Source organism: Streptomyces sp. NPDC005811 (genome assembly GCF_040630405.1).
Classification (GTDB): Bacteria; Actinomycetota; Actinomycetes; order Streptomycetales; family Streptomycetaceae; genus Streptomyces.
On record NZ_JBEXXK010000025.1, the window covers coordinates 50204 to 64724 of the forward strand.

Consider the following 14521-nt stretch of genomic DNA (forward strand, 5'->3'; position numbering starts at 1 on the left):
GGTCACCCGCGCGGGCGGCCTCGAACCGTCGGCCGCGCGGGTACGACGGCGACCGGGCAGGGCGCCTCGCGCAGCAGGGTCCCCACGACCTCGCCCCAGTCCGCGCCGGGCGCGCGGCCCACCACGACCAGCGCGGCCCTTCCGGCATGGTGCAGCAGCGCCTCGGCCGGAGCGAGGAGGAGCACGTCCTCCAGCACCGGCACCTCCGGACGGTCTCCACGCCACGGACGCAGCGCGTCGGCCAGGAGCTGCACCTCGTGGTCCTCCAGTTCCGCTCGCTCCTTCTCCGGCACGCCGAACGGCCACCTGGCCGCAGCGGGCGGTAGCGACCAGGCGTGCACCACGTGCAGCCGTGCTCCGTGCACGCGGGCGCTGTCGAAGGCGAAGTCGATCGCACCGCCGGAAGGGGCTCGCGCGTCCACCCCGAGCACTACTTTCCCGGAGCCGTGCGGGGACGGGGCGCCGTCCGGGACGAGCACGAGCGGACGGTCCGAGGAGACGACGGCCGGCGGCAGGCGGGAGGGGCCGGGTGGCCGGCCGGCGGTGTCGGCCCGGCTCGGGACTCCGCACACGATCATCTTCGCCGGCATCGCGTCCGACGGCGGACCGGCGACGATACGCAGCGGCAGAGAGCGCAGACGGGCCTCGCCTTCGGCCCACTCGGCCGCGGAACGGCCGCGAGCCGACCGGTCCACACACGCGAGCACCACGGGTTCCCTCACGGTCGGCCTCTCCGTCGCGGCGCGACCCACGGTCCCACGCCCCGGCCCACCGCGCACCCGCAGCGGCGGTTCACCGGCAGCGTCTCCCTTCGGCAAGCCGGTTGACGACGCCCACCACGCCGTCCACCCGGTACGCCAGCCGGATCGCGAGCGCCGGATCCCCGCCGTGCCCCAAGGGGCCGTGCAGGGTGACCACGCCGTCCCGGACCGCGACGGTCACCTCGGGGGCGGTCCGGCCGAGGACGCGGGGCAGCACGTCGTCGAGGACCTCCCGGCGGATCTCGTCGTCGGTCCGCAGGAACACCCGCAGCAGGTCGCGGCGGGTGGCGATGCCGATCAGCCGGTCCTCCTCGTCCACCACCGGCAGCCGCTCGACACCACGCCGCTCCATCACGCGCGCGGCGTCGGCGATCCGCTGCTCCGGATGCACGGTGATCGCGGGCGTCGACATCAACTCCCGGGCCGTGACGGCGCGTCCGTCCGGGGAGCGGCCCGCCTGATGGCGGATCAGATCCGTCCCGGAGATCACTCCGACGACCTTGTCGTCCTCGTCCACGACCGGCATCCCGCTGATCCGGTGCCGGTCCAGCAGCCGTACGACGTCCTTGAACGGGGTCTCCCGGCGGGCCTGGACGACCTCACGGGTCATCACCTCACCGACGACGCGGGCCATGCGCCCCACCTCCTTCTCACCTGCCGGCTCGGGGCTGGAGCACATCTCCATGCTCCGGCCGGCGCGGGCGCCGGGGCAGGTGCTGTCGGTCCCCTTCACAGGGCCGGTCGGCCCCATGGAGGGCCGCCTGAAACGGACATCGGGGGAGCGGGCGCACCGCCGGTTCGAGGGGTACGGCGACCTCGCCGAGCTCGACCGGGAGGGCTGCCGGCGCCGGTACGGCGACATCCGGCGGCTGGACCGGATCCTGGAGGCGGAGGGCGACTCCGTCAACCGCTACCAGGCGCCAAGCAGGCCGACGTCCTCATGCTCGGCTACCTCTTCTCCCCGCACGAACTCCGCTCCCTCTTCGAGCGGTTGGGCCACCCGCTACCGGGGACACCGGGGCGTCCGGCTGCACCTGAGCCGCGGCCGGCTGGGGATGACGGTGCCGCCGTCCGGCCGCTCCCCGATCGACATCCGACTACCGGGCCGAGCGGTCCGCGTGCGCCCGGGGGAGACCCGCGAGCTCCCCCTTCCGGACCTCCCGGACTGACCGCGGCCCGCTGTCGGCCGCACGGAGGCGCATCAGCTCCACGGCGCTCGGCGCAGAGGCCCGCGAGGAGCGGCCACGGCTCCGCTCACGTGGCCAGTCCGGCGCGGCGTGACGTCTCGGGCCCCGGCAGGGCGGACGCGGTGTCGTCCACCCGGTGGTTCAGCTCGGCGGAGACGTCGACCACCCCGTCCACGCCCTGGCACAGGCGGACGACGACCGGGACGAGCGAGGCGCGCTCGACGGTGCCCGTCAGCGACACCCGTCCGTCGACGACGCGCACGGTGACGGTGCCGGGGGCGACACCGAGGGTGCGGACCAGCACCTCGCCGGATATCTCCTCCCGGACGGCACTGTCGCCCCGGAGGAAGACCCGCAACAGATCGGCCCGGCTGACCAGGCCGACCGGTCTGTCGGCCTCGTCGACCACCGGCAGCCGTTTGACGTGGTGACGCTCCATGACCTGGGCGGCCTCCACCGCCGTCCACTGCGGCCTGGCCGCCACGGCCGGGCTGTTCATCAGTCCCTCGGCGGTCGTGGCCGCGGCCTTCGCACGGTCGCGGGGCTCGGGGCGCAGGACCGGCAGCAGTCCGGCCGGATCCAGCAGACTCGCCTCCTTGCGCAGCAGATCCGCCTCGGAGACCACCCCGACGACGCGTTCGTCGTCGTCCACGACCGGTACGGCGGTGATGCCGTGCTCGGCGAGCAGTTTGGCGATCTCCTTGAAGCCGGTGTCCCGGCGCACGCTGACGACCGGTGTGGTCATGAGGTCGCCCACCGTCCGGTGCCCCATGGTTCCCGCCTCCTCAGGTCGGGTGCGGTCCTTCCTTCCATCCACTCTCCGCCTGCCCCGCGCAAGCCGCATGGGCCGATCGGCCCCTGGTGGGTGCGTTCAGTCGTGGGGGACGACGGCCACCGGGCAGCGCCCGTGGTGCAGGGCGGCGTGGGCGACGGGTCCCAGGTGCGGGGTCACACCGTGCCGGTGCGCGCGTCGGCCGACGACCAGCAGCGCGGCGCTCTCGGCGGCCTGGACGACGGCCTTGGCGGGGCTCGAGAGACGGACGCTGTCGACCAGCTCCACCTGCGGGTACTTCTCGTGCCAGGGGCGGAGCGCCCTGCCCAGCTCCTTGCGCGCCTCCTTCGTGATCTCCTCGGCGACGGTGTGGTCCGCGCCCCAGGGCATCCGGGCGTGGAGCGGCACGCTGTGACCGTGGAGGGCCAGCAGGGGCAGGCCCCGGGCCGCGGCCGAGTGGAACGCGAAATCGAGCAACTCGTCGCCGGGCGTGTGCAGTTTCAGCGCCACGACCACCCGGCTCGGGGCGACGGGGGCCGGTTCCCGGTCCGCCGGCTCGGCGCGGACCAGGACGACGGGCCGGGCGGCCCGCGCCACGACCGGCATGCTGACGTCGCCCATGAAGTAGCTCTCGACGGACTCCAGCCCCCGGGAGCCGAGCACGAGCATCTCGGACTCCGCGGCGGCCCTGAAGAGCGCCTCCTGGGCGTCCTCGGGGACCAGGCTCCCGAGGACGGTCAGCCCCGGATGGTGTGCCTGGAGTTCGGCCTGCGCGGTGTGGACGAGACGCTTCGCCCAGTAGTTCTGGTCGACTTCGGAGGCGACCCGGGCCGGTTCCGGCGCCAGCAGCGGCCACGCGTGCAGCAGCCGCAGGGTGAGCCTGCGCTTCTCGGCCTCGTCGGCGGCCCAGCGGGCGGCGGCGAGGCTCTCGGGTGAGCCGTCCAGGCCCACGGTGACGACGGGTTGCATGGCGGCGGCCTCCGTCTCTCCCCTCTCGAGGAGTACCCCATTCCCCTCCGCCCCGCATGTGGACGCGGGAGGACACGGGAGGGCACGGGAGGACGGGCGCCGGGGCCGGACGCCGGTCCACGAGGGACCTTCGCCCCTGTCACCGGAGCCGGCCGGCCGACGCGCCGGACCTGTACTCCGCGTACAAAATGGTGGAGTACGACGGCTGGGCTCGCGGTCCGCACCGGATGAGGAGGATGGCGATGTCGCACACGGTGGAATGGAAGGCCCGTCTCCACATCTTCGAGGACGACGAGGGGACGACGAAGGCACATCTGGTGCTCGACACCGGCACCACGGCGCTCACCGGCCACGGGGCCGCGCACTGCCATCCGGCGGACCGGGACGTGCCGGAGATCGGCGACGAGCTGGCGGCGGGCCGGGCGATGAACGACCTCGCCCGGAAACTGCTGCAGGCCGCCGAGCGGGACATCGAGGAGAAGGGCACACCACGCCCGAGCGCGCACCAGCCCGCCGGCTGGCTGCTCTGAAACGGGCCGGGCCCCGGGCCCGGCCCATCCCGCCGGCACCCGTCCGGACACGGAACCATCCGAAGGAGGGGTGGACACCATGCGAGCCCACCTGGGCGACCAGCTCGTCATCGAGAGCACGACGTCGGGCACCGCCCGGCGCGACGGCGAGATCGTCGGACTGCGCCATGAGGACGGCACACCGCCGTACGACGTGCGCTGGTCGGACACGGACGAGGTGACGCTCGTGTTCCCCGGGCCGGACGCGCACATCCACCCGCTGGGACACCCTCCGGAGCGGCATCCGGAAGTTTCGTCGGCCGGTACGGCCGACCCCGGCGACCTGGGCCGGCGCGTGGCCGCCGAACGCCGCAGACGAGGACTCGGCCTGGCGGAGACGGCCCGCCGCGCCCGGATGTCGCCCGGCTACCTGGCGTATCTGGAGGAGCACCCCGCCGATCCGAGCGTGGCGGCTCTCATCCGGCTGGCCGACGCGCTGGGCACCACCGTCGCCGCGCTGCGCGGCGGGGGAACCGGGCTGCCGCCCGGCCAGGGGCACGCGCTGCTGCACCCCCGCCTCGAGGATCTCGACGAGGCCACGTGCCGTTCCCTGCTGTCCACCCACGGCGTGGGACGCGTCGCGGTGACCTCGTCCGACGGCCGCCCGGCGGTCGTCCCGGTCAACTACGAGATCGTCGACGACGCCATCGCCTTCCGCACCGCCCCCGACTCGCTCCCCGCCGCGGCCGTCGGCACCGAGATCGCCTTCGAGGTCGACCAGGTGGACGACGACCTGAGCCGGGGCTGGAGCGTGCTCGCCGTCGGCCGCGCGAACGTCGTCACGGAGCCGGAGGCGGTGCGCGGCCTCACCGAGCACGCCCACACCCCGCCCTGGGCGGGCGGCGCACGCGAGATGTGGGTGTCCATCCGCCCCACCAGCCTCACCGGCCGCAGGATCACCGCGGAAGACCGGTAGGCGCCGCGCGAGGGAGGTTCCCCGTGAGCCGGCAGGCACTCTCCGACGGCCGGGTGGCGGCCCTGGTCCATGACGCGGCCGCCGCACCGTCCATGCGCAACGCGCAGCCCTGGCGTTTCCGCTGTCTGCGGCACAGCCGCACCTCGCCGGCCGTTCGAGGAGAGGGAGATCCCGGAACGAAGGGAGGACACCATGAGGGTCGGGGTGCTGACCGGCGGCGGGGACTGCCCCGGTCTCAACGCCGTCATCCGCAGCGTCGTACGCAAGGGCGTCCAGGAGTACGGCTTCGATTTCGTCGGCCTGCGCGACGGCTGGCTGGGCGCGCTCCAGGGCAAGGTGGTGCCGCTGGACGTCTCCGCCGTGCGGGGGATCCTCCCGCGCGGCGGGACCATCCTCGGTTCCTCCCGCACCAACCCGTTCAAGCACGAGGACGGGGTGCGGCGGGTCCGGGACACCCTCGCCGCGCACGAGGTCGACGCGCTCGTGGTGATCGGCGGCGAGGACACGCTGGGTGCCGCCGCCGAACTCAGCCGCCAGGGGGTCCGGCTGGTCGGCGTACCGAAGACGATCGACAACGACGTGGTCGGCACCGACTACACCTTCGGCTTCGACACGGCCGTCGGGATCGCGACCGAGGCCATCGACCGCCTCCACACCACCGCCGAGTCGCACATGCGCACCCTGGTGGTGGAGGTGATGGGCCGGCATTCCGGCTGGATCGCCCTGCACGCCGGGGTCGCGGGCGGCGCCAACGTCATCCTCATCCCGGAACGGCCGTTCGACATCGACCAGGTCTGCGCGTGGGTGCGGAGCCGATTCAAGATCAACTACGCGCCCATCGTGGTCGTCGCGGAGGGAGCCGTCCCCCGGGAGGGGCGGGAGATCCTGAAGGACCGGTCCCTGGACGAGTACGGACATGTGCGGCTCTCGGGCGTGGGCGAGTGGCTGGCGCGGGAGATCTCGCGGCGCACGGGCACGGACGCCCGCACCACGGTCCTCGGCCACGTCCAGCGCGGAGGCACCCCGAGCGCCTTCGACCGGTGGCTGGCCACCCGCTTCGGGCTGCACGCCGTGGACGCGGTCCGGGAGGGGGACTTCGGCACGATGGTGGCCCTGCGCGGGACCCGGATCGTCCGCACCGCGCTGCCGGAGCCCGGGGCGGGCAACAAGGTCGTGGATCTGTCGCTGTACGACGAGTTCGGGGTGTTCTTCGGCTGATCCCCTCCGCCGGCGTCCAGAAGGGACGGCCGGGACGGTCGGGTCCGGCCCCGGGGACCGTCCGTCCGCCGGTAGGGACCGATGGCCCATGCCCGAGGCGCGTCCGCGTGAAGAGAGTGGTGACCGGGACGCCGCTTCGTGGCCAGGAGGCCTGCGACGCGCGAGCGCTCCCGGTGGCGCGGTCCACCGCGCGAAGGAAAGGGCGGACGACATGGTCGAGCAGTCCAAGCCGAGGGACGGGTCTTCCCCGTCGAGGCCGTCGGGGCCGGCGGGGCCGTCGGTCCCCGGCCGGGCGTGGCTGATGCTGGCGCTGGCCACGCTGGGTTTCGCGGTCAACTTCTGGGCGTGGGCGCTGCTGAGCCCGTTGGGGCCGCGCTTCAAGGAGAGCCTGGACCTGTCGTCGTTCCAGCAGTCGCTGCTGGTGGCGGTGCCGGTCGTGGTCGGTTCCCTGGGGCGTATCCCGGTGGGCGCGCTGACGGACCGCTTCGGCGGCCGGGTGATGTTCCCGATCGTGACGGCGGTGACCATCGTCCCGGTGCTCCACCTCGGCCTGGCCGGGCACTCCTCGCTCACCGCGCTGCTGATCGGCGGGTTCTTCCTCGGGATCGGCGGCACGGCGTTCGCCGTCGGTGTCCCCTTCGTCAACGCCTGGTTCCCGCCGGAGCGGCGAGGCCTCGCCATCGGTGTGTTCGGCGCCGGCATGGGCGGTACCGCGATCAGCGCGCTGACCACGGTGAAGCTGGTCGACGCGCACAGCATGGCCACCCCGTTCGTGATCACGGCGGCGATGCTGGCGGTGTACGCCGTGGCCGCGGCGCTGCTGCTGCGTGACGCGCCCGGCCGGACCGTGCCGGCGGAGCCGCTGGGACGCCGTCTGGCGGCCACGTTCCGGCTGGGGATCACCTGGCAGGCGTCCGCGCTGTACGCGGTGGCGTTCGGCGGCTATGTCGCGTTCTCCGTCTACCTGCCCACCTACCTCAAGACCGGTTACGGCCTGACACAGGCGGACGCCGCGAACCGGATGGCCGGGTTCGTGCTGCTGGCGGTGGCGATGCGGCCGATGGGCGGCTGGCTGTCGGACCGGCTGGGTCCGGTGCGGGTGCTGGCCGGTGCGCTGGCCGTGGTCGTGGCCGGGGCGGTCGTGCAGTCGTTCACCCCGGCGCTGGCGTCGCTCGGCACGGTCGCCTTCCTGGCCATGGCCGCCGCCCTCGGCGCGGGCAGCGGGGCGACCTTCGCCCTGGTGGCCCTGCTCACCCCGGCCGACCGGGTCGGCTCCGTCACCGGTGTGGTCGGCGCCGCGGGCGGACTCGGCGGCTTCCTGCCCCCGCTGATGATGGGTTCGCTGTACGGCGCGTACGGGACGTACGCGGCCGGACTCGCCCTGCTCGCGGTCGTGGCCGCCGCGGCCCTGGCCTACACCCTCACCGCCGTACGCGCCGCGGTCCAGGGCGGCGACCGGGCACCGCGCACCGGCGGCCCGCAGCGGCACCGCACCGCCCACACCACGGCGTGAGCCACCACGGACGACCACGGACGGCGACGGACATCGACGGACGGAACAGGTGAAGGAGAAGCAGCGGTGTGCGAGTACTGCGGGTGCCAGGCGCTGGAGACGATCGACGAACTCACCCGGGAGCACGACGAGGTGGTGCGCCTCATCAGCCACCTCGGCCCCGCCCACCGGGACGGCGGGGTGATCCGGATCGCGGAGATCGCCCGGGACATCGCGAGGGTGCTCGGCCCGCACACCCAGGTCGAGGAGCGCGGTCTGTTCCCCGCCCTGGCCGGTGACTTCCCCGACCGGATCGCCGCTCTGGAGGCGGAGCACCGCAGCGTCGAGGCGGTGCTGGACGAGGCGAACGGCGCGTTCCTGACCGATCCGACCTGGCCGGACCGGCTCATGGAGGCGATGGCCCTGCTGCGGGAGCACATCCTCAAGGAACAGGACGGTGTCTTCCCGGCCGCGCTGGCCCTCCTCGGCACCGAGGAGTGGGAAGCGGTCGAGGCCGCGCGGGCCGCGGCCGGCGGCACCCTGTCCCGACCGGCCGCGTGACACCCGGCCCTGACGGCCGACCGGCCGCCCGTCAGTCCCCGGCCAGCAGATGGGCCGGGGCGACGCGGTGCAGGGCCCGGGCGCACAGGGCGAGGACTCCGCAGACGAGGACGACACCGGCCAGGGTCGACACCAGCGCGGCGCCCGTCATCGTCAGCAGCCGTCCGTGCCACAGCCCCCGGCCCACCGCCAGGACCGTACCGAATCCCGCGACGGCTCCGGTGAGGCCGCCGAGCAGGGCGAGGGCGGCCCCCTCGTACAGGGCGAGGCGGCCGAGTTCGCGCCGGGACCAGCCGGAGGCGCTCAGCACGGCGAGGTCGGCGGCCCGCTCCCGCTGGGAGAGGACCAGGACGTCCACCGCTCCGGCCGCTCCGAGCAGCAGCGACAGGGCGACGCTGAGATAGTCGGCGGTACGGGCCTGGGCGACGACGGCGTTGCCGAGCAGCGAGCCCGCCACCTCGCCGCGGAAGGCGAGGGTGAGGGAGAGCAGCACGGTGAACGCGGCCACCCCGAGCGCGAGTCCGGCCGCGCCGAGCACCGTTCTCCCGGGGGTGCGCAGCAGGTTGTTCAGCGCGAGGCCGACGACGGTGCGCACGGTGGCCGCGCGGCGCGTGCCGGTCACCTGCGGTGTGACCGCGTCCAGCGGTTGCACCCGGGTCGCCCGCCACGCGGGCACCGCACCGGCGGTCGTCGCGAGCAGCAGGGCGACGGGCAGCACGAGGGCCGCCTTGGCCGCCGAGGTGGGCACGCCGAGCAGGGCGCCCAGGCCGTAGGCGAGCAGGGCGCCGAGCGTGCCCGCGGCGAGTCCGATCGCCACCAGTTCGCCGAGGACGAGCCGGAGGATCTCGGACGCGCTCCAGCCGACACAGCGCAGGGTGCCGATCTCGGTGCGGCGGGAGCGTACGGAGGCCAGCGCGGCCTGGCCGAGGAAGAGCCCGCAGACCACCAGGACCAGGCCGAACAGCACCGCGCTCTTGGTGTCCACGGCCCGCAGGATCCGCAGCGCGACGCCCTTCGCGACCCAGTACTCGGTGACCTTGACGTCCTGCGGCAGGGCGACGGTCTGGGGAGCGGGCGAGCTGCCGACCGTGACGTCGACCTGGAGGTCCGGGTAGGCGGTGCGGATCTGTCCGGCGACCGAGTTCACCCGTGCCCGGGAGGCGGTGTCGACCCCGGTGACTCCGGCGACCCGGATCCGGATGGCGCTGACCGGTGCCTTCTCCTGCGCGGTCGGCACTCTGCGGCTGTGGGTGAGGACGGAGACCGAGTCGAGGGTGGTGAGCAGGGTGGGCGGCGGGGTGAGGTAGCCGCCGAGGTTGCGGTCGGGGAGCAGCGGCCGGTCGTCGAGCGCGTCCCGGGAGGCCTGGTCGGCGCCGGTGACCTGGGGGGAGCGGTAGGTCTCCAGGGGGACCTGGGAGAGCGTGGAGAAGCCGCGCAGGTCGTCCGTGTCGTAGCGGCCCACGATGTTCAGGATCGGGGTGGGGCCGCGGCCGGCGTCCTCGCGTTCGCAGGACTTGGAGTTCATGCACGTCGTGGAGGCGTGGGCGGTGACCTCGCGGTACTGGGTGCCCTGGTTCTCCTCCGGGACGTCCGGCACCGGGGCGTCGTCCCAGTTGGTCCTCCACAGGTCCTTCGGTTGCGCGGGACGGGTCCGGGCGACGAGGCCGTCCCCGTCGTCCTCGTAGCCGACGGGACCGACCGTCCAGTACACGGGGACCTCGAAGTCGTCGGCGCCGGCGATGGTGCGGAAGCCCGCGCCGAGGTCGGCGCCCGCCCGGCCGACGTCCGTGCCCTTCAGGGCGTTGACGAAGTCATGGGCCTGCGGGCTGCTCAGCTTCGTCGCCAGGCTTTCGGGGTCACCGGTGTCGAGGCGTTCCACGGTCGCGTCGAGGGTTCCCGAGGTGAGTGCCCGGTTGCTGAGCATCACCGGGATCTGCCAGTCGTGCTGGCGCTGGGACTCCACGGGGTTGAGGTCGAAGGCGTCGGGGCCCCAGTACGGCGCGTCCTTGTCGGTGAGCATCCGGCCGGAGGTGACCGCGGAGCCCAGGCCGACCAGGTCGTCCTCCGCGACCGGGTCGATCGCCGAGAGCAGCACCGGGAAGGCGACCGGTACCCGGGCCGTGGCCTTGCCGTCGCCCGGTACACAGGTCATCCGGGAGCGGGCGTCGGGGGTGAACGCCGTCTCCGGGGTGCGGTTCCACTGGAACAGGGGCTGGGGCAGCCGCTCGCCGAGCACGTCGAACGTGTCTCCGCGCTTGTCCTCGTTGTAGAACCAGCACACCGCGTACTTCTTGTCGCCGTCGATCTCGTGCTGGAGGTCGGGCCAGATGGTCTCGGCCTTGTTCCACTTCGTGTACGTGACGATCGGGTTGCGGGTCAGGTAGACGTACTGGTCGGCGACCGGGTACGTGCCGAGTCCCGCCTTCAGCGTCGGCGTGAGGCGCAGGAGCTGGGCGGGGGCGTCGCTGTCGCGGAAGGCGGAGACGTCCACGGGGACCGTGCTCTGCACCATGAGGTAGCCGACGTTGGCGACCGGGGCGGCGGTCTCGACGCCCGCGAGGTTCCTGATCCGCTCGTACTGGGCGAGGGTGATGCCGCCGAAGATCCCGGAGAGGAAGTTGGCCTCCACCAGACCGCGGTCGCGCTCCACGGCGGTGCCGGTGCCCGGTGGGCGCACGAGGATGTCGTAGGCGGAGCGGGAGGTGTTCTCCACCAGCCCGGTGGTACGGGCCTGGCTGGTGGTGACCGTCGAGGTGAGCAGGGTGAAACTGGTGGCGGCGACCAGGATGCCGGCGGCCAGGCCCAGGGAGCGGAAACGGCGGCGCCACAGCTGGGAGAGGATCATGCCGATCACGGACGCAGGCCTCCGAGACGGTCGAACACATCGGTCGCGGGCGCCAGTTGCTCGTCGGCCGCGATCCGTCCGTCGCGCAGCCGTACGATCCGGTCACAGCTCACGGCGACCTCGGGGTCGTGCGTGGTGAGCAGCAGGGTCATGCCGTAGCGCTCGCGCAGCGAGAGCAGCAGGTCGATGATCTCCCGGCCGGTCGCGCTGTCCAGGTTGCCGGTCGGCTCGTCCGCGAGGAGCAGACCCGGGCGGTTGATCAGCGCGCGGGCGACGGCGACGCGTTGCTGCTGGCCGCCGGAGAGTTCGGAGGGCAGCGCGTCGGCGCGGGCCGCGAGACCCACCGCCTCCAGCAGTTCCCTGCCCCGGGCCTTGCGGTCGAAGTCCACGCGGCGGGGCAGCACCGGGGCGAGCACGTTGTCCAGCACGGTGAGCGCGGGCAGCAGGTGGAAGCGCTGGAACACGAACCCGATGCCGCGCCGGTGCGCGTCCAGCCGACGGGGGGTCAGCTCCTTCCCGTCGACCTCGACGGTTCCCTCGTCGGGCCGGTCCATGCCGCCGATCAGGTGCAGCACGGTGGACTTCCCGGACCCCGAAGGGCCGGTGACCGCGACCGCCTCGCCGTCGTCGATGGCCAGATCGACGGCGTCCAGGGCGACCAGCCCCGGATACCGGCGGGTCACGCCGGTCAACCTCACACCCACGGAGCACTCCTCCTGCATTGTGGCAATGCAGCGGTACATTGTCACAATCCAGGAGGTGTGTAAATTGCCGCTGCACCACGCCGTGCTCGCCCTGCTGACCGAGGGCGAGAGTCACGGCTACGAACTCAAGGGCCGCTTCGAGGAGGCCATCGGCCCGCAGTGGGGCGGCCTCAACATCGGCCACCTGTACCAGATCCTGGACCGGCAGGTCCGCGACGGACGTGTCACCCGGTCCCAGGTGGCCCAGCCCGACCGGCCCGACAAGACGCTCTACCGGCTGACCGCCGCCGGGCACGAGGAGGTGCGGCAGTGGGCGACCAGCGCCTGGGTCCGCACGGGCGGGTTCCGCGACGAACTGTTCCTGAAACTGTTCGGCGCCTCCGTGCTGGGCGCCGACGCCCTGGACGCCTTCGTCGACGCACAGCGCCAGACCTATCTCTCCGAACTCGCCGGACTGTCCCGGCTGCGGCGCACACACACCGGCGATCCGCTGATCAGCCTCCTGCTCGACGCGGCCATCGCCCACACCAAGGCCGATCTGGTCCTGGTCGAGGGCGCCGTCGAACGCCTCGCGCCGCTCGCCGAACCGAACCCCGGACGGTCGGCCGCGGGAGGGCCACGGACACATTCCGGGGAACTCCACGAGACACCGCGGGAAGCGAGCGGCTGACGCATGCAGATGCGGATCCGGGCCGCCGCGATCCGGGGCACCGATCGTCTGATCGACGGGCTCGGGGGTGACGGGGCGGAGTCCTTCACCGGCGCGGTGGCGCACCCGCAGTTCTGGCCCGAGGGGCTCGACCACACGGGCAAGCGGGTCGTCGTGATCGGCGGCGGGGCGACGGCCATCACCCTCGTCCCGGCGCCGGCGCCGGCGCCGGGACGAGGCGAAGGTGACCATGCTCCAGCGCAGCCCCACCTGGATCAGCGCGCTGCCGCGGCGGGACCGGTTCGCCGACCGGGTCCGGCGGCGGCTGCCCGCCCGGCTCGCCCACCGGGTCGTCCGGGCCCGCAACGCCACCTACGCCAACGGCTTCTTCCGCTACTGCCGCCGGTTCCCGGACCGGGCGGGCCACGAGCCGATCTTCGTCCTGGAGAACTGAGGCACCCGGCAGGGGGCCGTGAGGGAGGCCGGAGATCGGTCGGCTCGATCGCGGCCCGGCCGACCGTCGACCGGCGGCCGGAGCCGGCGCGGATCGCCGTAAGCGGAGCGCCCCGGGCCCGTGCGGTGCCCGGCCACCGTCGTCCGGCGGGAAAGGCCAAGCTCAGTGCGACGGCGAAGTGGGCGCGTGCGGGGAGCGGAGGACGAGCAGGGTGATCTCGCTGGGGGCGAAGACGCGGAACGGCGGACCCCAGAAGCCGGTGCCGCGGCTGGTGTAGAGGAGGGTGCGGGCGCCGTGCCGGCTGAGGCCCGCGAGAGCGGGCTGGTCGAGGCGGACCAGGTGGTGGAAGGGCCAGATCTGGCCGCCGTGGGTGTGGCCCGACAGCTGGAGGTCGATGCCGGCGGCCGCCGCCCGGTCGACGAACGTGGGCTGGTGCGCCAGGAGCAGGACGGGCAGGTCGGGGTCCACGCCGTGCAGGGCTCCGGCGAGGTGGGCGCGGTGGCCGGCCAGGCCGGAGGACTCGGCGGTCACGTCGTCCACACCGGCGACCACGAGGGTGTCGCCTCCGCGTTCGAGCAGCAGATGGCGGTTGCGCAGCGGCTCCCAGCCCAGCTCGTCCATCAGGTCGACCCAGCCCTGGGCCTCGCTGTAGTACTCGTGGTTGCCGGTGACGTAGACGCGGGCCCGGGTGGCTCGCACGGTGCCGAGAGGGGCGGCCTGGGCGCGGCGGCGTTCGGCCGTGCCGTCGGCGATGTCACCGGTGTGGCAGACCAGGTCGGCCTCCAGGGTGTTCACCGTCTCGCACACCCGCGCCGACCAGCGGGCGCGGTCGAGCGGGCCGTAGTGGGTGTCGGTGATGAGGGCGACCCGCAGGCCGTCCAGCCCGGCACCCAGCCGCGGGAGGTGTACGTCGAGCCGGCGCACGCGGGGCACTCGGCGGGCCTCGGTGTACCCCCAGGCGAGGAGGGCGGCGGTGACGCCGAGGACGGCCCACGTGACGATGCGGGCCCGGTCCTGGCCGTCGCCGACGCCGGCCACGGTCAGGGCGAGCCGCAGGAGGACGCCCAGCAGCACGGACCAGGTGAACAGCATCCAGGCGGCGCCCAGCAGGGTGTCACCGAGGATCGCCGCCCCGTCCTGCTGACGCCGGCCGTGGCCGCGCGCCATCGCGAGCGGCATACCGACGAGGCCGAGCACGAACAGGGCGGTGCCGACCGGGGCGACGGGCAGCGGCCAGTGCTGGCCGCCGTACAGGAGCACCCAGCAGGGCACGGCCCACAGGAGGACGGGGGCGATCAGCGGGAGGTAGCGCATCAGGCGGAGCAGTCCGCTCCGCCGTGGCGCCCGGGCTTCACCCTCGGCGGGCCGGGTGTCGCTGGTGTCGGTCACGGTTCTCCTCCCGGGCCGGGCTGCCGTCCCGCGCA

General features: G+C 73.7%; 14 protein-coding genes and 1 pseudogene. 8 read left to right on the plus strand and 7 right to left on the minus strand.

The features are described from left to right. Positions 1–2 precede the first annotated feature (2 nt). Both ABZ490_RS26190 and ABZ490_RS26195 read right to left on the minus strand, forming a co-directional pair. Positions 3–722: a universal stress protein gene (locus tag ABZ490_RS26190; protein ID WP_358994513.1), complete on the minus strand. Its 720-nt coding sequence runs from the start codon at positions 720–722 to the stop codon at positions 3–5. A gap of 70 nt (positions 723–792) precedes the next feature. Next, positions 793–1395, minus strand: coding sequence for a CBS domain-containing protein (locus ABZ490_RS26195; protein ID WP_358994516.1), 603 nt, complete (start codon positions 1393–1395; stop codon positions 793–795). 160 nt (positions 1396–1555) lie between these two features. Between ABZ490_RS26195 and ABZ490_RS26200 the strand changes: the two are divergent. Beyond that, positions 1556–1930 (plus strand): annotated as a pseudogene (locus tag ABZ490_RS26200) (hypothetical protein); the annotation flags it as partial. Positions 1931–2015: 85 nt separating this feature from the next. On the opposite strand, the gene ABZ490_RS26205 reads toward ABZ490_RS26200, so the two are convergent. Further along, on the minus strand, positions 2016–2720 hold the full coding sequence (locus ABZ490_RS26205) for a CBS domain-containing protein (RefSeq protein ID WP_358994519.1): 705 nt from the start codon (positions 2718–2720) through the stop codon (positions 2016–2018). A 99-nt stretch (positions 2721–2819) separates the two neighbouring features. Continuing rightward, positions 2820–3689, minus strand: coding sequence for a universal stress protein (locus ABZ490_RS26210; protein ID WP_358994522.1), 870 nt, complete (start codon positions 3687–3689; stop codon positions 2820–2822). Between the two features lie 242 nt (positions 3690–3931). Here ABZ490_RS26210 and ABZ490_RS26215 point away from each other — a divergent pair, with 242 nt between their 5' ends. The 5 genes from ABZ490_RS26215 (at position 3932) to ABZ490_RS26235 (ending at position 8445) form a co-directional block, all read left to right on the plus strand. Then, entirely contained in the window at positions 3932–4219 is a 288-nt protein-coding gene (locus tag ABZ490_RS26215; RefSeq protein WP_358994525.1) for a DUF1876 domain-containing protein, read from the plus strand. A gap of 79 nt (positions 4220–4298) precedes the next feature. After that, entirely contained in the window at positions 4299–5174 is an 876-nt protein-coding gene (locus tag ABZ490_RS26220) for a DUF1918 domain-containing protein (RefSeq protein ID WP_358994528.1), read from the plus strand. A 192-nt stretch (positions 5175–5366) separates the two neighbouring features. After that, positions 5367–6392 (plus strand): 6-phosphofructokinase, encoded by a 1026-nt coding sequence (locus ABZ490_RS26225; RefSeq protein ID WP_358994531.1) that lies wholly within the window; start codon positions 5367–5369, stop codon positions 6390–6392. Between the two features lie 301 nt (positions 6393–6693). Next, entirely contained in the window at positions 6694–7905 is a 1212-nt protein-coding gene (locus ABZ490_RS26230; RefSeq protein WP_358994769.1) for an MFS transporter, read from the plus strand. A gap of 66 nt (positions 7906–7971) precedes the next feature. Beyond that, positions 7972–8445 carry a hemerythrin domain-containing protein gene (locus tag ABZ490_RS26235; RefSeq protein ID WP_358994534.1) on the plus strand — a complete coding sequence of 158 codons (474 nt, stop codon included), beginning with the start codon at positions 7972–7974 and terminating at the stop codon, positions 8443–8445. A gap of 31 nt (positions 8446–8476) precedes the next feature. On the opposite strand, the gene ABZ490_RS26240 is transcribed toward ABZ490_RS26235, so the two are convergent. Both ABZ490_RS26240 and ABZ490_RS26245 read right to left on the minus strand, forming a co-directional pair. Further along, a complete protein-coding gene (locus tag ABZ490_RS26240) occupies positions 8477–11290 on the minus strand; it encodes an ABC transporter permease (RefSeq protein ID WP_358994772.1) in 2814 nt (937 codons plus the stop codon). Between the two features lie 5 nt (positions 11291–11295). Next, positions 11296–11994, minus strand: coding sequence for an ABC transporter ATP-binding protein (locus ABZ490_RS26245; RefSeq protein WP_358994537.1), 699 nt, complete (start codon positions 11992–11994; stop codon positions 11296–11298). Positions 11995–12049: 55 nt separating this feature from the next. Between ABZ490_RS26245 and ABZ490_RS26250 the strand changes: the two genes are divergently transcribed. Together ABZ490_RS26250 and ABZ490_RS26255 are read left to right on the plus strand one after the other, a co-directional pair. Continuing rightward, positions 12050–12664, plus strand: a complete 615-nt coding sequence (locus ABZ490_RS26250; protein WP_358994540.1) for a PadR family transcriptional regulator — start codon at positions 12050–12052, stop codon at positions 12662–12664. A gap of 229 nt (positions 12665–12893) precedes the next feature. Continuing rightward, positions 12894–13097, plus strand: coding sequence for a hypothetical protein (locus ABZ490_RS26255; RefSeq protein ID WP_358994543.1), 204 nt, complete (start codon positions 12894–12896; stop codon positions 13095–13097). A gap of 162 nt (positions 13098–13259) precedes the next feature. Here the strand turns inward: ABZ490_RS26255 and ABZ490_RS26260 are convergent, their stop codons facing one another. Continuing rightward, positions 13260–14486: a metallophosphoesterase gene (locus tag ABZ490_RS26260; RefSeq protein ID WP_358994546.1), complete on the minus strand. Its 1227-nt coding sequence runs from the start codon at positions 14484–14486 to the stop codon at positions 13260–13262. Between the last annotated feature and the right edge of the window lie 35 nt (positions 14487–14521).